Genomic DNA, 16690 nt, shown 5'->3' on the forward strand with positions numbered 1-16690 from the left:
GGAGGTGGAATGACCGTTTCGGATCACATCACTCGTTTCAGAACAGCGGGGACAAACTACATCAATCTTTGCCATCAATCATCCAAAGGGCGAAGAATACCACAACACTAAATATGCGTCACGACCATTTATTTGGATCAATAAATTCAATGGTGGTTTTTTATAGATTAAGGCGTTTAATCAGACATAGCTATCGTGAACAATCTTTCAATCAGAGGTGGGGAGATGCTATTAAATGATAAATGTTTAAATGGTAAAATTTAATTTTCCTTGCCTCTTGATTACTTATAATAAGGCTGTACTTATTGGAATTAAATAATAATGGCTTATATTGCCATTCGATTTAGTTTTATTTTATTTGCAATATTCTGTAAAGTATGGATGATTATATGGGTTTATATTGAAATATATTAAAATTATGTCAGATATTATCTGTTTGATAGAGTAAGTCACTTAAGCTTAGTTGTTGTGTGGTTTTAAGCCTGTAGTTGCATCTTTTTGATGTACCGCAAATTTTCGAAATAAATATTGCTTTTAAAGCTGAGAGTTTTAAGCGATGAGGCTACACTTACCGATGAGTATTGTGATGCCAGACAAGGGTGTTTATGCATAGTGAGAAAATCCCATTTTATACCACGAATATTATTAAAGACCTGATCCCTCGCGTTTTGTTTCGAAGGAGTATTCACCGGTTACTTGATAATGTTAGTGAATTTCAGCGGGATTACATTGACTATCGGGTTAATTACTACAATAAACTTAGTTCGCCTTTCATTTTGGATGAGTCTGCCGTTGAGTGCGGTAGGTTAACGGTTAGAGGCCATCCCAGTAGCTATTATTACGATTTAATGGAATCCGCACGCTACTTTGATCCCTATCTTCGATTTAACTATTTTCTCGGTGACATAAGACATGTCCCGGATAAGCCTACGTTGTTAAAAACACGGCCTATTGCCGGAGACAACCAAAACTCAGTGTTATTGAAGCTAAATAAAATACGTCATTTCCGTTTGTTTAACGATCGGATCCCCTTTGAACAAAAGCGGAATATGGCTGTGTTTCGAGGAGCCTGTTATCAGCCAGCCAGAAAACAGTTGCTTGATAACTATCAACACTCCCCGTTAGTTGATGTGGCCGACACCGGTCGATATGATGGTGTGAAAAGAAAGAATCTGATGTGTGAAACAGAACAAATGAAGTATAAGTTCATTATCAGTATTGAAGGCAATGATGTTGCCACTAATCTGAAGTGGATTATGCACTCCAATTCTCTCTGCTTTATGCGTAAACCAAAGGTTGAAAGTTGGTTTCTGGAAGGGACTCTGGTTCCTGATTTTCATTATGTACTGTTGAAAGATGACTTTTCCGATCTGGAAGAAAAAATAGAGTATTACTCTCACCATATTGATGAAGCCAAAATGATTATCAACAATGCCAATCATTATGTGGCGCAGTTTCTGGATGATGTGCAGGAAAGAGTCATCTCTTTGTTGGTGATGAAAAAGTATTTTGCCCTTTCAGGACAGTAGCTCCTTTCTGTTTTTCATATTGATAAATTTTGATAGATAAAACGGCGGTGGTTATCCGCCGTTTTGCTTGTATGAAAAAAGCCTGCTAAAAGCAGGCTCTTAAAATATGGCGGTGAGGGAGGGATTCGAACCCTCGATACGTTGCCGTATACACACTTTCCAGGCGTGCTCCTTCAGCCACTCGGACACCTCACCAAATTTTGTGGTTGCAGCAAGGATTATTCACCGCAACGGGGCGCTACTATAGGGAGAAGGTAAGGTTCGGTCAAGTATAAATTCAAGTTCTTAAGCTATTTGGTTAAGCTATCAGCAAATTGTCGTTTATGTCTGCGGACCGAATCAGGTAGATTAGGGTGGTGCTACATATTTCCCCTCTGATTCAGAAAATCTTTTATCTTCCGGAGCTGCCATGAATATTCTCTTTTATCACCCTAATAATAATGCTCAACCTTATCTGGAAGGCATTCCTGCCCGTTTACCCGGAGCAAAAATCAGAGTGTGGCAGCCAGGAGATGATCAACCGGCAGATTATGCGATTGTCTGGCTGCCGCCTTATGAAATGCTGGTGGGACGTAAAGATTTAAAAGCGGTTTTCAGTTTGGGGGCCGGAGTTGATGCAATCGTTGCCCAATTAAGAGAACGTCCTGATATGTTGGCTGCGGGTGTTCCGCTGGTTCGTCTGGAAGATGCCGGTATGGCAAGACAGATGGAAGAATATGCCTGTGCGGCGGTATTGCGCTATTTCCGCCGTCTGGATGACTATCAACGACTGCAACAGCAAAGCCGCTGGCAGTTTCTGGAACCCCATAGCGATGAAAATTTCATTATTGGCGTGATGGGGTTGGGCATATTAGGCGCCAGTGTGGCACAGCGACTGTCATCCTTTGGTTTTTCGGTACGCGGTTGGAGCAGGAGTAAAAAGCAAATTGATGGTGTAACTACATACAGTACCGAGCAGTTGCCTGAATTTCTTAACCAAACCCGTTTGATAGTGAATTTATTACCCAGAACGCCGGATACCCAAGGTATACTGAATAAAGCGTTGTTTGACCAACTACAAAAAGGGGCGTATCTGATCAATATTGCCCGGGGAGCGCATTTGATTGAGGCGGATTTATTAGCAGCATTAGATAGCGGTCAGCTAAAAGCCGCAACCCTGGACGTTTTTGCCTCAGAACCATTATCCCGACAGCATGTGTTCTGGCAGCGGGCGGAAATTACCATAACACCACATATTTCAGCCATTACACAGCCACAAACCACGATGGATCAGATTTGCAGTCGATTGCTGGCCTTTCAGGCTGGAGAGCCAATCAGCGGTATTGTTGATATGATTAAAGGATATTGATCCATAATCAAATAGAGCATGGATTAGACGCGTTTTACCTGCACAGCAATATAAAGAAGGAAGTTTGTTATGTACCCGGTTGATCTACATGCCCATACCGTCGCCAGCACCCATGCTTATAGCACGATAAGTGACTATTTTGCCATTGCCAAACAGAAAGGTATTAAGCTGTTTGCTATCACTGATCACGGGCCGGATATGGCAGATGCACCGCACCGCTGGCATTTTATGAATATGGCGGTTATTCCTCGTATGGTGGACGGTGTCGGAATTCTGTTCGGCATTGAAGCAAATATCAAAAACCTGCAGGGTGAAACCGATTGTGATGAGCAGATGAATAAGCAGTTAGATCTGATTATCGCCGGGTTCCATGAACCGGTGCTGCAACCCATGAGCCGCGAAGAAAATACTCAGGCGATGATAGCTACCATTGCTAGCGGTAAAGTGCATATTATTAGCCATCCGGGCAATCCAAGGTATCCTATTGATATTACCGCTGTGGCGCAGGCTGCGGCTAAACATAATGTTGCGCTGGAAATAAACAACTCTTCATTTATTCACTCCCGTTTGGGCAGTGAAAAAAATTGTATTGAGGTGGCAAAAGCCATTCGTGATGCCGGAGGTTGGGTGGCGCTGGGTTCTGATTCCCATGTAGCGTATTCTCTGGGGGGCTTTGAACATTCTCTTAACGTATTAGAGGGCATCGCGTTTCCACCAGAGAGAATTCTCAATGTAACACCACGGAGATTGCTAAACTTCCTGGAATCACACGGTAGAAAACCGATTCCTGAGCTGGCTTCACTTTAAGCCATCAGGATAATTTGTTGTCTGAGCGGTTAAAAGAAATCTGTTAATATTTAAGGATAAATATATATGTTATTAATTACCTCCGGTCGTTTCCAAACTACGGTGCTGAGTGCCGTAGTGGCGCTGGCTTGTTCCGCATCCGCTCTGGCTGACACCCTCATAGAAAAAATGATGTTGAATAACGTTACCGTATTTATCCGCGGTGCCGAGTTGTTTAACAGCGGAAAAGTAAGCTTGCCAGCCGGTGAGAGTGAAGTGATATTTACCAATATCGCGACAGGCTTGAATGAACAAAGCCTGATGGTGAAAGCGGATAACGGTGTGGTGGTTCAGTCATCGGGTATACGACGTGATTTTCTTAGTGAAAACGTCTCACCCGAAGTGGAATCGCTAAAGAAACAAATTGAAGCGGAAGTGCGTGAACAAAGTAAACTGAACGTACAGCGTGAAGTGATTCAAGCCCAACTGGCCGTACTTGAGAGTAACCGCGCGCTGGGCAGCGAGAAAGAAGGTACTTCGGTTGAACAAGTAAGCCAAATGCTACAGCTGGTTAATGGCAAAATGAATGAACTCTTGATGAGCGATATTGACCTCAGAGAGAAGATGACCGAAGTCGAAAAGAATATTAATAAACTGAACAACCAACTGGCGGAAGCTCAACAAAAAAGCGCTCAGGCTGTTAATCAGGTGGTGGTGAAGTTTTATGCACCTAAAGCCGCATCCAGCAATATTAAGCTTTCCTATGTGATTAACGCTGCGGGTTGGGTTCCTACTTATGATGTTCGGGTTGATAGCATTACTGAACCGGTGAAGCTGGGCTATAAGGCCAATGTCTTTCAGAATAGCGGCATCAACTGGGATAAGGTTAACCTGACCCTTTCTACCGGTAACCCAAGCGAAGGCGCTCAGGCCCCGCGACTCTCTCCGTGGTATGTTGATCTGTATCGGCAGCCAATTATGTTGTCGAAAAATGCCAGAGATAAGGAATATGAGTCTGCGCCAATGGCGATGCCTGCACCAGCACCGGTGATGGAATTACGGGAAGATATGGCAATGGAGGCTGGATACCGTGCTGCCGACGAGGGGAAAACCAGGGTTTCCAAGCCACTGTCTGACTATGTAGTTACTGATGTTGGTGGTGTAAATACCCGTTTTAGCATTGCTTTACCCTATAATATTGCCGCCGATGGCAAAGGGCACTCGGTGTTGATTAAACAGGTGGATGTTCAGGGTGATTATCGCTATGTGGTCGTGCCAAAACTGGAACCTGATGCCTTTTTACAGGTACAGTTAAAAGACTGGGAAAAACTGAATCTGCTGCCGGGAAAATCCAATATTTTCTTTGAAGGTTCGTTTGTCGGGCAGGGATATATCGATATCCGCAATGTTAAAGAGACGCTGGACCTCTCCTTAGGTCGGGATAAGAAGATCGTTGTAACACGGGAAAATGAAAAGCAGATCACAGGAAAAGCGGAGTTCTTTGGTAACTCTGTCAGCCAGCAGTACACCTATACGCTGGACATCAAAAATACCCGGAAAGAACCGGTAAAACTGGTGGTGCAGGATCAGGTTCCCGTCAGTAAAGATGCTTCTGTTACCGTTGAAGGGCTGAAATATGATGGCGCAACCTTCGATAAAAATACCGGTGAGGTTCAATGGTCGCTGGATCTGACGCCAAATGAATTACGTAAACTGGGCTTATCTTATACGGTGAAATATCCGAAAGATCAGCAGGTTATTGGTTTATAATTATTGTTTTATTACTTAAGTTAACAGGTTAATTTGATGAATGAGTTTTCTGTAGTCTGCCGTATTCTGGGATCGCTGTTTTATCGCAACCCTCAGGATCCGGTTCTGGATCCGTTGTTTGCTCTTATCGCGGACGGCAAGTTGAAACAACACTGGCCGCTGGAGCAAGACGATCTGCTGGACCGTATGGGACAGGGATTAGATCGTAAGGTTCTGGAGGCGGACTATCAGGCGATGTTTGCCACAGAGGGCAGCGTTTCCCCTTATGGCTCTGATTATGAAGACAGTGCAGAACAAGCCGCTACCCGTGCTTTTTTGACGCAATGTGGTATGCCGTTAACTGAAGCACCAGCGGACCATTTTGGTCTGTTATTACTGGCGGCATCATGGATTGAAGATAATGCACAGGAGTCTGATGAAGTACAGGCTCAACTGGCGCTGTTTGATGACTATTTGCTGCCCTGGTGCGGGCGTTTTATGGGTAAAGTTGAAGTACATGCCACAACCGCTTTCTACCGCACCTTATCCATGGTGACTCGGGAGGCGATGCAAGCAATGCGTGATGAACTGGCTGAAGTTTCCTCTGATGAAGGAAGTGAATAAGATGGAAACCGCCATTAACAGTGATGAATCAGAACTGGCGCCCTCGGTGTTTGCCCATTTATCCTTAGCGCGTTATCCTGAGTTTGATACCGCCAGCAGTTTACAGGCTTGGGATGCCGCGGATGAGTACCTGATTAATACCGTCGATAAGCAAAAGCTGGCGCAAGGGCCGGTGCTTGTTCTGAATGATACGTTTGGTGCTTTAGCCTGCGAACTGCATCAATACTATCCGGTAAGCTATGGTGACTCTTACGTTAGTCAGTTGGCCACCTTGCGTAATTTACAGCTTAATAACCTGTCGGCAGATAACGTTAGCTTTATTGATAGTGTAACGCCGTTATCGGCTAAACCGGCAGTGGTGCTGATAAAAGTACCTAAAGCGCTGGCACTACTGGAACAGCAACTGTACGCGCTACGGGAAGTGGTAGGGGAAGATACCCAAATTATTGCCGCAGGAAAAACGCGTGATATTCACACTTCCACGCTGCAACTGTTTGAGAAGATTCTTGGCCCAACCCATACCAGTCTGGCGTGGAAGAAAGCGCGTCTGATTTTCTGTCAGTTTAACCAGCCGGAAGTCGCTCCGTTTAATGCGTTAGTTAGCTGGCCGCTGGATGGAACAGACTACCTTATTCATAACTATCCTAATGTGTTTTCTCGCACTTCACTGGATATTGGTGCCCGTTTCTTTTCTGAACATCTGCCGTCCGGTTTAACCGGAACGCTGGTGGATTTAGGCTGTGGTAATGGTGTTCTCGGGCTTGGCTTACTGGCGCAGAATCCGCAAGCCGAAGTGATTTTCCGCGATGAGTCTTTTATGGCGGTGGAGTCGAGCCGGTTAAATGTAGAAAAGAATCGCCCTCAGGATGTAGAGCGTTGTTTCTTTGAAGCTGACCACTCGCTGGCAAATATTGAACGTAACAGTTTACAGGGAATAGTGTGTAACCCACCGTTTCATCAGCATCACTCGGTAACGGATTACATTGCCTGGCAAATGTTTAACGATGCCAAACGTTGTCTGGCAATTGGTGGCGAGCTACGCATTATTGGTAATCGCCATCTGGGATACCATCAAAAGTTGAAACGTCTGTTTGGTAACTGTGAACTGCTGGCATCCAATAAGAAGTTTGTTATTTTGCGTTCAGTGAAGGCACCAAGAAAGAGCCGCCAGAGCTGAATTGAAGGATAATTAAAAGGCGCATCGGATGTTCCGCATGCGCCTTTTAATGCAATGAATAACTACTTAATAAAGTCGAAAACCAGTTTGCCTTCTTCTACTTTAATGCCTTTCGCCAGTTTTTGAGCTGTTGCTTCTAATGCGCTGTTGGCTGGGTTCAGAATGTATACCGGTTGGTCATTGAAATAGAGTTGCAGCGCGCTGTTTAGCAATGGAATAAAGGTTTTCACATTTTTCACCGCGCCCTGGGTAGTTTTCAGATCGTAGTCTGCCAGTTCCAGATCTTTCAGATAAACGGCGCCTTTTACCGGGTCAAAATCCGGACGGGCATTAATCGTTAGCTGAAGGTTGGCATCCTGATTGCCTAAAATAGATGAAATGGCAAACACGGCATTACCGGATAGCGTCACCTTATTCGGCGTATCACGACCAATTTTTGCATTCAGATTATTCAGGGACAGGTCAGCATTGACCAGACCGCTCAGATTAAAGCTGCGCGATGTTTTATCGGTATGGGTGGCTAAATATTTATTAATCGATTGTTCGCTTAAAGTATATTGAGAAACCTGATTACAACCAAACAGCAGTCCAATAACCAACACGGCACAAACGCGGGGAAAAATTCTAAACATACTTACCCTTATATAATCTATCAAACGGTCCATTTCGCCATAGAGTAGCAATTACTTTATAGACAGAGCAAACCTAAATCCGTTCAGAATATTTCACGATGCCATGGCTTTGGTGTTCATACTCTTTGGGGAGAATTGACGATGTAGCGCCAGTGCCGTGATTATCCCTACGACGCCCAGAAGCAACCAGGGCACTTCTGGCAGGTTCATTTCATGACCAATATCGTATAACCAACCACCACCGGTATAACCAATGGCGCCGCCAAACGCTAAACCTAATTTACTAAATCCCATATAGCTGGCACGAGCATGAGGATTTGACAGAGATGCACTTAACGTTTCACGTGCGGGCTCGGCAATAATTAAACCGAGATAGAAAAAGAAAATCAGTGCCAGAATACCGGAAAGAGAGTGTACAAGCCCTAATGGCATCAGGCTAAAAGTCATTAGCAGTAAACCTGCCATTAATCGCTGATCGAGACGAAAATACTTTTCGCTCCAGCGTGCGATAGGATAGAGCAGAGAAAGGGAGAGAATCGCCTGAATCAGATACATCCAGCGAATGGTTTCTGGCGCACCGGAAACCTCGTTTACCAGTAAGGGCAACATTAACATCACCTGAATGGATAGCACATAATAACCGGTAAGAGTCAGAACATAACGACGGAAGTAGCTATCCTTCACGGCCGCTTTAATCCCATTCATGATAGGAGCGCGCACTGAGGTGGAGACCCGATAGGCCGGCAATACAAATGCGTTTAGCGCCGCAGCCAGCACGAAGAAGGCAGCACCAAACCAACAAACCCAGTGAAAGTCATAACGTAACAGCCAACTACCCAGGAGTGCACCAATCACTACACCGGCGCTGTCTTGTATCATTAACAACGAATAGAAACGACCACGCTCATGAGGACGGGTTAACTTAATAACTAATGCTACTCGCGGTGGGTCAAACAGCGTGCCGCCAAAAGCTGAAAGAGCACAGGAAAAAATCAGAATCCAGGGTTGATCCGCTAATGCCATGGTGGCGAATCCCGTTGCGCGTAACAGCATCCCGGTAACGATCAGCGGCTTGGCACCGAAGCGATCTGCCAGTGCACCACCAAAAATCCCCAACCCCTGTTGCAGAAACTGACGCAACCCTAAAGCCAAGCCAACCACTAATGCCGCCCAACCAAGTTGGTCAACAAATCGAATGGAAATTAGCGGGAATACGACAAAAAAACCAAGAATAACTAGCAGGTTATCTAATAATAGAAAATACTTACCTAAGCTTCTGACTCGCGATACCCGAGGCATAATTTCACCGTCAGCGAAAAAATAAATAAAAGGGGGGGAATTCTGTCGCTATTTTGAACTTTATTACTGAATAACGATACCAATTTAGTACACTATCTTTGTCATTTAATGCTGTCTTTCCATTCTTATAAGGGGTTCCGGATGTTTGGCTATCGTTCGAATGTTCCTAAGGTATCATTAGCGACGGACCGTCTTACGGTACGCCTTGCCTGCGAACGTGATGCCTATCGGCTTGCAGACTATTATACCGAGAACAGGGAGTTCCTTAAGCCCTGGGAACCGGTGCGCGATCAGAGCTATTGTTATCCTTCCGGTTGGCAAGTGCGCTTAAATCTGATTAATGAGTTACATAAACAGGGAAGTGCCTATTATTTTCTGTTGCTCGACACGGATGAAAAAGAGGTCAGAGGCGTTGCAAATTTTAGCAATGTTATTCGGGGTGATTTTCATGCCTGCGTTCTGGGATACTCCCTTGGGCAAAAGTGGGAAGGTCAGGGGCTAATGTATGAAGCATTACAACCCGCATTACGTTATATGTTTAATCAGCAGCGAATGCACCGAATAATGGCTAACTATATGCCCCATAATCAACGTAGTGGAAATTTGTTATTACGATTAGGTTTTGAGCGTGAAGGGTATGCGAAACAGTATCTGCGAATTGATGGAAACTGGCAGGATCATGTCATGATGGCCCTGACAAACCTTGACTGGAAACCGACGATTTAAGGAATCGATAGATGAAATATCAATTAACGGATACAGAAGCCAGAGTTATCGGTAGCATGCTGGAAAAAGAGGTGACGACACCCGATCAGTATCCTTTATCGCTAAACAGTTTAATGACCGCCTGCAATCAGAAAACCAGCCGTGAACCAGTCATGGATTTAAGCGAACTGGAGGTTCAGGATACGCTGGATAGCCTGCAAAAAAAGTATCTGGTACGTACAGCCAGCGGGATTGGTGGACGAGTAGCCAAATATGTTCATCGTTTCTGTAATACCGAGTTTGGTGATTTAAAGTTATCACCGGCTGAGCTGGCGGTTGTCTGTCTGCTGTTATTACGCGGCCCTCAAACCCCGGGTGAACTGAGAACCCGTTCAAACCGACTGTATGAGTTTTCAGATATCAATGAAGTGGAACAGGTGCTGGAAGCTTTGTCCAATCGGGAGGACGGCCCCTATGTTGTCAGGCTGGCACGGGAGCCGGGCAGACGAGAGAGTCGCTATGCCCATCTGTTTTGTGGGCCAGTGGATGCCGCCTCTTTTAGCACTAGCGGTTCAATGCCAGATAACAAACCGTCAGAAGCCGCTGAAGGATTGAGTGAGAGGGTGCAACAGTTAGAGGATGAAGTGGCCTTACTGAAACAACAACTGGCGGAGTTGAACGAGAAGTTTGAGATTTTAGTTAGTTAACCGGTGACATTGTCGCTAAAAATTAATTAATTCAAAATCAAATAATTAAAAAGATATACTCGCTCTGAATTGCCTGAGGTAAAGGGTAATTCAGAGCGAAAATCACATTTTTATACGCTTTTAGATTGGTGATTCAACGGACTAACCGTACACTACGCCTCAGTCAGCCATCGCACAGTCAGCGATGCCATTAATAAGAATCGTTAAATTACATGAATTTATTAAAATCACTTGCCGCGGTCAGCTCAATGACCATGGTGTCACGGGTTCTGGGATTTGCCCGTGATGCGATTGTGGCTCGCGCATTTGGTGCCGGGGTGGCAACGGATGCCTTTTTTGTCGCTTTTAAGTTACCTAATTTGTTACGACGGATTTTTGCCGAAGGGGCATTTTCTCAGGCATTCGTTCCTATTCTGGCTGAATATAAAACTCAACAGGGAGAAGAGGCCACCAGAACCTTTATTGCCTATGTCTCTGGTCTGTTAACTCTGGTATTAGCGCTGGTGACTTTTTTAGGCATTGTTGCTGCGCCCTGGGTCATTTGGGCTACTGCGCCGGGGTTTATCGATGAACCTGATAAGTTTGTTCTGACTGCTCAATTGCTACAAATTACCTTCCCCTATATTTTGCTGATATCTCTGGCCTCGTTAGCCGGAGCAATTCTCAATACCTGGAATCGATTTTCGGTACCGGCATTTGCTCCCACGTTGTTAAACGTGAGTATGATTGGTTTTGCTTTATTTGGTGCACCTTACTTTAACCCGCCTATTATGGCGTTGGCCTGGGCAGTGGTTGTGGGCGGCGTTCTTCAGTTGTTGTATCAATTACCGCACCTGAAAAAGATTGGAATGTTGGTTTTGCCGCGTCTTAATCTGCGAGACAGCGGGGTCTGGCGGGTAATGAGGCAGATGGGACCGGCTATTCTTGGTGTATCGGTAAGTCAAATATCACTGATTATTAATACTATTTTTGCTTCATTTCTGGCGTCGGGTTCTGTGTCCTGGATGTATTATGCAGACCGCTTAATGGAGCTGCCATCGGGGGTGTTAGGGGTTGCATTAGGAACCATTTTATTACCTTCGTTGGCGAAAAGTTTTTCTACGGGTAATGCTGAAGAGTACTCCGGTTTGATGGACTGGGGGCTACGCCTCTGTTTTCTGCTGGCTTTACCTTGCTCGGTAGCGCTGGGGGTTATCTCTGAGCCATTGATTAAATCACTGTTCCAGTATGGGCAGTTTAGCGCCCATGATGCGATGATGACTCGTCAGGCATTAATTGCTTACTCGGTTGGGTTGATGGGGCTGATTTTGGTTAAGGTACTGGCTCCGGGCTTCTATTCCCGTCAGGATATTAAAACCCCGGTCAGAATTGCTATTTTCACTCTGATAGCAACTCAACTGATGAATCTGGCGTTTATTGGTCCGTTTAAACATGCTGGTCTGGCACTATCGATTGGTGTTGCCGCCTGTCTTAACGCCGGTTTGCTGTTTTGGCAGTTGAAGAAACGTCAATATTTCCAGCCAAAATCCGGTTGGGGAATCTTCTTTCTTAAGCTGATCGTTGCGCTTCTGGTGATGACCGCAGCGCTGGTTGGCATGGTCTATATTATGCCTGCCTGGGATGTTGGTAGTATGCTGATGCGCATATTGCGCCTGTTGCTGGTGGTGGCCGTTGGGGTAGTCGCTTATTTTGGTACATTAGGGTTATTGGGCTTTCGTATCCGGGATTTTGCCCGTCGTATTTCCTGACCTTAAACACGGGCTGTTTGGATATACTCAAAAGCTGAAAAATAAGAGTATTAACAATAAAGGCGCCACCGGTGCCTTTATTGTTATCAATTGAACAATGAGAGATTACATCCGCTCAACCGTCTGGATACCTAATGTATCCAGGCCCAGCTTCAGGGTTCGTGCAGTAAGCGCGGCTAATTTCAGACGGCTCTGACGCGTGCTTTCATCATCAGCATTCAGAATCGGGCAGTTTTCGTAGAAACCAGAAAACAGACCGGCTACATCGTACAGATAAGCACACATAACGTGTGGTGTACCTTCCCGTGCCACGGTATAGAGGGTTTCTTCAAATTGTATCAGGCGAGTGGCCAGCGCTTTTTCCCGATCGTCAACAATTTTTAATGCACCGGTTAATTTACTTTCATCAATGCCTGCGCGTTTGAAAATAGAGGCTACACGCGTATATGCATACTGCATATAAGGAGCCGTGTTGCCTTCCAGCGCCAGCATAATATCCCAATCGAACACATAATCTGTAGTGCGGTTTTTGGATAAATCAGAGTATTTAACGGCACCAATCCCCACAGCGTTGATGACCTCTTTAAGTTCATCAGGCTGCATATCCGGATTTTTTTCGAGAATCAGGTTGTGCAGTTTAGCATCAGCATTCTCAATGGCTTCATCCAACAGATCGGACAGCTTAATGGTACCGCCAGAACGTGTTCTAAATGGTTTACCATCTTTACCTAACATCATGCCAAACATATGATGTTCCAGCGTAACGCTGTCAGGAACATAGCCAGCTTTACGTACAATGGTCCATGCCTGCATCAGGTGTTGATGCTGGCGAGAATCGATGTAGTACAGAATGCGTTCTGCACCCAAGGTTTCATAACGATATTTAGCGCAGGCAATATCGGTGGTGGTATACAGGAAGCCACCGTCATTCTTCTGGACGATAACGCCCATTGGTTCACCTTCTTTATTCTTGAATTCATCAAGGTAAACCACGGTAGCACCTTCGCTTTCTACCGCCAGGCCTTTGGCTTTTAGATCCGCTACAATACCCGGTAGCATTGCGTTATAGATGCTTTCACCCATAATGTCACCAACGGTTAAAGTAACATTCAGGCGTTGATAGGTAAGGATATTCTGGTGCATAGTCACGTCGACCAATTTACGCCACATGGAACGACAGTATGCATCACCGCCTTGCAGTTTCACCACATATTCACGAGCACGCTCGGCAAAAACCGGGTCGGAATCGTAATGTTGCTTGGCAGTACGATAGAAAGCTTCCAGATCGGATAAAGTCATATTATCCGCATTCTCATTTTCCATCTTTTCCAGATAGGCAATCAGCATACCAAATTGGGTACCCCAATCACCAACGTGGTTGGCGCGAATAACGTTATGGCCTAAAAACTCCAGAGTGCGAACAACGGCGTCACCAATGATGGTGGAGCGCAGGTGACCAACGTGCATTTCTTTGGCAACGTTTGGTGCGGAATAGTCAACCACGATAGTCTGCTTATAGGCAGGAGTGACATTCAGTTTATCGTCTTGTAACGCCACTTCTGCTCTTGATGCCAGCCAGTCAGGATCCAGGAAGATATTAATAAATCCCGGGCCCGCGATTTCCGTTTTACGGGCCATCGGGGAGAGGTCCAGATGGATTAGTACCTGCTCCGCCAATTGACGAGGAGGGAGACCGAGCTTTTTCGCTACGGCCATAATGCCATTGGCTTGATAATCACCAAACTGTGCTTTGGCAGACTGACGCACTTGGGCTTCACAATCTGCCGGCGCACCAGCAGCAATGAGGGCCTGGGTAATTTTATCTGATAAAAGAGCCTGTATGTTCACCGGATTACCTTATTACGACCTGTTATATAATTCTGCGAAAAACAGCGGCAAGAGACGAGCGCTGTTATAACGTTTTAATCGACGTGCACTTACCACTTTCTAAAGAAAACCGGTGAATAATACCCGATCTTACGGATTACGTCAGCTTTAGTGCAGAGGAAGGGTTCGATATCAAAACGTTTTTTGAACAAAGAGTACTCAGACTGAGCAATGAACAACAGGAGTAAACATTTGTCGTCAGAAGCCAGAGCCGCGAACGAACAAGACGATTAATTATTGGTGGTTTTATACTGCTGTGCAATATCCAGCTCTTTGTTGTCTATCTCTGCGTCATCTTTAGAAGAGAACATGCATAAGAATGTATTAATGGCAATAGACAGGAATACCATAATCAGGAATGGAATACACAAGAACAACGTGTTCATTAAAGACAGAGAAACGCCATTAATATAAACAAGATAGTAGAAAAATTTTATAACGGAAATGACAGGTAAGGTACACCAAAAGATAAGGAATATAATATTTAATGTTTTATTCAATAATAAGAAGGTGGCACTACTTTGGTTAGATTTCAGCTCAGAGGGCATACGGACTGGTTTTTTTGAACATTCTGCCAGTTGACTCTCTAACTGATTGACGTGGCGGTGCCAGCTCTTACGCCAGTAATTATTATTTACTGTAATTCGGTACCAGGCATGAGAAATGGTAATACCCATAATAGCAATCACCATCTCAATAAAGTAGGTGATTAACGTAGAGGTACTAAAAAAGACAATGCCGAAAAACAAGGTAACAATAGCCCCCATAACAAAAAAAAGCATACTTCGTTGCCAGTAAGACTGGGCTTCAGCTTTTTTTAAATTATGAGCATGTTTGAGCGACATTCTTGTCAAGTGACATAAATCATTGCACACATGTGCGTCCTCGGATTTATGCACCGTATCTTTATTTGAGTGCATATTCATCTATCATCCATTATAGATATACTCCTTATAGCTTACCTGAACAGGCGTTAAGACTCAATGACCAATACATAACACCTGCGTGAATAGTTCATATCTTGCAGTTAGATTCTAACAGTTAAATACCTCACCATTTTACCACTAAATGGAAATTAAATTGTATTGTTTGATGAGTTTACGCAACAATATTCTGTTTTAATGTGGTTTACGTGAGTGATTATATATTAATTATATAATTGTATCGTTTATTGTGTCGCAAAATGTGTTTTCATTGGCTTAATGTGTTGCTTTTTGTCCGGAGATATAACCTGTCAGATTATTAGTATGATGAAAGAAGCATAACAGCGCCATTTGTTCACTTATCCCCGAAAATTAATAGATCTGAAGATAAACGATGAGTTCCTACTGTAGATTAATTTTTCATTTTATTTCATTTCTTTTGAAATAATTAGGTAATTACAGTTTAGTTTAATTACCTGGCCTGTTTTTTTCGCATCAATTTGATACAAAAGTGAAAATGGAGATATGTGAAGCTGAAATGTCGCTTGAAATTTAGACGAAATAGTGAAACTGATTTTTTTTATGGTTATTTAACACCCGAAACATCCTGATAATAATAGAGGGTGGGGAGAGCAGATGCGGTTAGCGCATAAAACTTAAAAACAGGGTTTCATAGCGTGCATTTTATCTCGTTTAATCTCTCTCTATAAAAGCTATACTAACGTCATAATAGAGACTATCAGGGACCCAGCGTTTATGAAGTTTTATCATGAGATTACCAGTGACGGGCTTAATACCGATATATGCTATAGCGTGGTTATTTTAGGCACCCCATTGAGAGCCTCCAGACGCATTCGCCATCCTGCGACACGAATCAAACAGGAACAGGCAAAAAAGACGCTCAGACGCTCTTTGTGTAAAACCAAAAAATTTATCCGCATTCATCAACTTTCAGAAGAAGCATGGTCAGCTTTTTGTGACCACTAGGTGGAAGGATGCTATACCCGATAGTAACTGGCGGATTATCGGGTTAGTGTTTCCAACAGTTCAACAACTTCTCTTAAGGTATCAACTGGCCGTTCGGTTAATAAATAGAACCGTTGGTTATAGACCTTTGCCAGCAAATATTTTGGTTTTTTACCATATACCACAAATCCATTCGGGATACCCGTTTCAAAGCTGATATTGCCATTAAACACGCTGACAATGTAGCCGTTAACTTCCAGTCTGTTCATATTGACTCCAATCCATGTGATCAATATTTATTCAGGCGACAATTAGCAGAAAAAATTAAACGGTATGGTAAAAGAGGCTGATTGAATAATGCGTCATTATCCGGGATTACCACGCCTGTGAAGTTAAAAGGGGAGAACAGGAACGTTTTGTTACTCTGACTGACTGGGAGATGGTTTCTAAATAATCTTTGCATATCAAATTATTAGATTAAACTTTTTGGTCGTGACGCATATTTAGTGTTGTGGTATTCTTCGCCCTTTGGATGATTGATGGCAAAGATTGATGTAGTTTGTCCCCGCTGTTCTGAAACGAGTGATGTGATCCGAAACGGTCATTCCAC

At 44.1% G+C, this 16690-nt stretch carries 17 protein-coding genes and 1 tRNA gene; 11 read left to right on the forward strand and 7 right to left on the reverse strand.

Going from position 1 to position 16690, the window contains the following annotated elements; genetic code table 11:
- A partial coding sequence (locus LPW36_RS16210; RefSeq protein WP_338085967.1) for an IS1 family transposase occupies positions 1 to 75 on the reverse strand: 75 nt, incomplete at its 3' end.
- A 530-nt stretch (positions 76 to 605) separates the two neighbouring features.
- Between LPW36_RS16210 and LPW36_RS16215 the strand changes: the two genes are divergently transcribed.
- Positions 606 to 1529 carry a glycosyltransferase family 90 protein gene (locus LPW36_RS16215; protein WP_230611470.1) on the forward strand — a complete coding sequence of 308 codons (924 nt, stop codon included), beginning with the start codon at positions 606 to 608 and terminating at the stop codon, positions 1527 to 1529.
- A 107-nt stretch (positions 1530 to 1636) separates the two neighbouring features.
- On the opposite strand, the gene LPW36_RS16220 is transcribed toward LPW36_RS16215, so the two are convergent.
- Positions 1637 to 1724 (reverse strand) — tRNA-Ser (locus LPW36_RS16220).
- Positions 1725 to 1938: 214 nt separating this feature from the next.
- On the opposite strand from LPW36_RS16220, the gene LPW36_RS16225 reads away from it, so the two are divergent.
- From LPW36_RS16225 to rlmG, 5 genes are all read left to right on the forward strand, one after another.
- The gene (locus LPW36_RS16225; RefSeq protein ID WP_230611473.1) at positions 1939 to 2877 is read left to right on the forward strand and encodes a 2-hydroxyacid dehydrogenase; all 939 of its coding nucleotides are present in this window, start codon (positions 1939 to 1941) and stop codon (positions 2875 to 2877) included.
- Positions 2878 to 2946: 69 nt separating this feature from the next.
- Positions 2947 to 3684: a phosphatase gene (locus tag LPW36_RS16230; protein WP_230611476.1), complete on the forward strand. Its 738-nt coding sequence runs from the start codon at positions 2947 to 2949 to the stop codon at positions 3682 to 3684.
- Between the two features lie 66 nt (positions 3685 to 3750).
- Positions 3751 to 5433 (forward strand): DUF4139 domain-containing protein, encoded by a 1683-nt coding sequence (locus LPW36_RS16235; RefSeq protein WP_230611479.1) that lies wholly within the window; start codon positions 3751 to 3753, stop codon positions 5431 to 5433.
- Positions 5434 to 5469: 36 nt separating this feature from the next.
- Positions 5470 to 6036, forward strand: coding sequence for a TorD/DmsD family molecular chaperone (locus LPW36_RS16240; RefSeq protein ID WP_230611482.1), 567 nt, complete (start codon positions 5470 to 5472; stop codon positions 6034 to 6036).
- Between the two features lies 1 nt (position 6037).
- A complete protein-coding gene (gene rlmG / locus LPW36_RS16245; RefSeq protein WP_230611509.1) occupies positions 6038 to 7213 on the forward strand; it encodes a 23S rRNA (guanine(1835)-N(2))-methyltransferase RlmG in 1176 nt (391 codons plus the stop codon).
- Positions 7214 to 7275: 62 nt separating this feature from the next.
- Here the strand turns inward: rlmG and LPW36_RS16250 are convergent, their stop codons facing one another.
- Both LPW36_RS16250 and mdtH read right to left on the reverse strand, forming a co-directional pair.
- On the reverse strand, positions 7276 to 7845 hold the full coding sequence (locus LPW36_RS16250; protein ID WP_230611485.1) for a lipoprotein: 570 nt from the start codon (positions 7843 to 7845) through the stop codon (positions 7276 to 7278).
- Between the two features lie 93 nt (positions 7846 to 7938).
- Positions 7939 to 9144: a multidrug efflux MFS transporter MdtH gene (mdtH, locus tag LPW36_RS16255; RefSeq protein ID WP_230611488.1), complete on the reverse strand. Its 1206-nt coding sequence runs from the start codon at positions 9142 to 9144 to the stop codon at positions 7939 to 7941.
- 141 nt (positions 9145 to 9285) lie between these two features.
- On the opposite strand from mdtH, the gene rimJ reads away from it, so the two are divergent.
- The 3 genes from rimJ to murJ all read left to right on the forward strand — a co-directional run bounded on the left by rimJ (position 9286) and on the right by murJ (position 12304).
- Positions 9286 to 9870: a ribosomal protein S5-alanine N-acetyltransferase gene (gene rimJ, locus LPW36_RS16260; protein WP_230611491.1), complete on the forward strand. Its 585-nt coding sequence runs from the start codon at positions 9286 to 9288 to the stop codon at positions 9868 to 9870.
- Between the two features lie 11 nt (positions 9871 to 9881).
- On the forward strand, positions 9882 to 10556 hold the full coding sequence (locus LPW36_RS16265; RefSeq protein ID WP_230611494.1) for a YceH family protein: 675 nt from the start codon (positions 9882 to 9884) through the stop codon (positions 10554 to 10556).
- Positions 10557 to 10768: 212 nt separating this feature from the next.
- On the forward strand, positions 10769 to 12304 hold the full coding sequence (murJ, locus tag LPW36_RS16270; protein ID WP_230611497.1) for a murein biosynthesis integral membrane protein MurJ: 1536 nt from the start codon (positions 10769 to 10771) through the stop codon (positions 12302 to 12304).
- Between the two features lie 105 nt (positions 12305 to 12409).
- Here murJ and argS read toward each other — a convergent pair whose 3' ends face one another.
- Both argS and LPW36_RS16280 read right to left on the reverse strand, forming a co-directional pair.
- On the reverse strand, positions 12410 to 14152 hold the full coding sequence (gene argS / locus LPW36_RS16275; protein ID WP_230611500.1) for an arginine--tRNA ligase: 1743 nt from the start codon (positions 14150 to 14152) through the stop codon (positions 12410 to 12412).
- A 269-nt stretch (positions 14153 to 14421) separates the two neighbouring features.
- Positions 14422 to 15117, reverse strand: coding sequence for a RipA family octameric membrane protein (locus LPW36_RS16280; RefSeq protein WP_476738497.1), 696 nt, complete (start codon positions 15115 to 15117; stop codon positions 14422 to 14424).
- Positions 15118 to 15870: 753 nt separating this feature from the next.
- On the opposite strand from LPW36_RS16280, the gene LPW36_RS16285 reads away from it, so the two are divergent.
- A complete protein-coding gene (locus LPW36_RS16285) occupies positions 15871 to 16101 on the forward strand; it encodes a hypothetical protein (RefSeq protein ID WP_230611505.1) in 231 nt (76 codons plus the stop codon).
- 35 nt (positions 16102 to 16136) lie between these two features.
- Here the strand turns inward: LPW36_RS16285 and LPW36_RS16290 are convergent, their stop codons facing one another.
- Entirely contained in the window at positions 16137 to 16349 is a 213-nt protein-coding gene (locus tag LPW36_RS16290) for a hypothetical protein (RefSeq protein WP_230611507.1), read from the reverse strand.
- 270 nt (positions 16350 to 16619) lie between these two features.
- On the opposite strand from LPW36_RS16290, the gene LPW36_RS18020 reads away from it, so the two are divergent.
- Positions 16620 to 16690, forward strand: a 71-nt coding sequence (locus tag LPW36_RS18020; protein WP_338085959.1) for an IS1 family transposase, incomplete at its 3' end; no start/stop codon positions are given.

The sequence above is a fragment of the Limnobaculum eriocheiris genome (genome assembly GCF_021010575.1).
GTDB lineage: Bacteria > Pseudomonadota > Gammaproteobacteria > Enterobacterales > Enterobacteriaceae > Limnobaculum > Limnobaculum eriocheiris.

Bases quoted from the DNA above. Each gene is read 5' to 3' on its own strand.
- murJ (WP_230611497.1), top strand. From the start codon at position 10,769: ATGAATTTATTAAAATCACTTGCCGCGGTCAGCTCAATGACCATGGTG.
- LPW36_RS16285 (WP_230611505.1), top strand. From the start codon at position 15,871: ATGAAGTTTTATCATGAGATTACCAGTGACGGGCTTAATACCGATATA.
- LPW36_RS16280 (WP_476738497.1), bottom strand. From the start codon at position 15,117: ATGAATATGCACTCAAATAAAGATACGGTGCATAAATCCGAGGACGCA.
- LPW36_RS16290 (WP_230611507.1), bottom strand. From the start codon at position 16,349: ATGAACAGACTGGAAGTTAACGGCTACATTGTCAGCGTGTTTAATGGC.
- rimJ (WP_230611491.1), top strand. From the start codon at position 9,286: ATGTTTGGCTATCGTTCGAATGTTCCTAAGGTATCATTAGCGACGGAC.
- LPW36_RS16240 (WP_230611482.1), top strand. From the start codon at position 5,470: ATGAATGAGTTTTCTGTAGTCTGCCGTATTCTGGGATCGCTGTTTTAT.
- LPW36_RS16250 (WP_230611485.1), bottom strand. From the start codon at position 7,845: ATGTTTAGAATTTTTCCCCGCGTTTGTGCCGTGTTGGTTATTGGACTG.
- LPW36_RS16230 (WP_230611476.1), top strand. From the start codon at position 2,947: ATGTACCCGGTTGATCTACATGCCCATACCGTCGCCAGCACCCATGCT.
- LPW36_RS16215 (WP_230611470.1), top strand. From the start codon at position 606: ATGCATAGTGAGAAAATCCCATTTTATACCACGAATATTATTAAAGAC.
- LPW36_RS16265 (WP_230611494.1), top strand. From the start codon at position 9,882: ATGAAATATCAATTAACGGATACAGAAGCCAGAGTTATCGGTAGCATG.
- LPW36_RS16225 (WP_230611473.1), top strand. From the start codon at position 1,939: ATGAATATTCTCTTTTATCACCCTAATAATAATGCTCAACCTTATCTG.
- LPW36_RS16235 (WP_230611479.1), top strand. From the start codon at position 3,751: ATGTTATTAATTACCTCCGGTCGTTTCCAAACTACGGTGCTGAGTGCC.
- mdtH (WP_230611488.1), bottom strand. From the start codon at position 9,144: ATGCCTCGGGTATCGCGAGTCAGAAGCTTAGGTAAGTATTTTCTATTA.
- rlmG (WP_230611509.1), top strand. From the start codon at position 6,038: ATGGAAACCGCCATTAACAGTGATGAATCAGAACTGGCGCCCTCGGTG.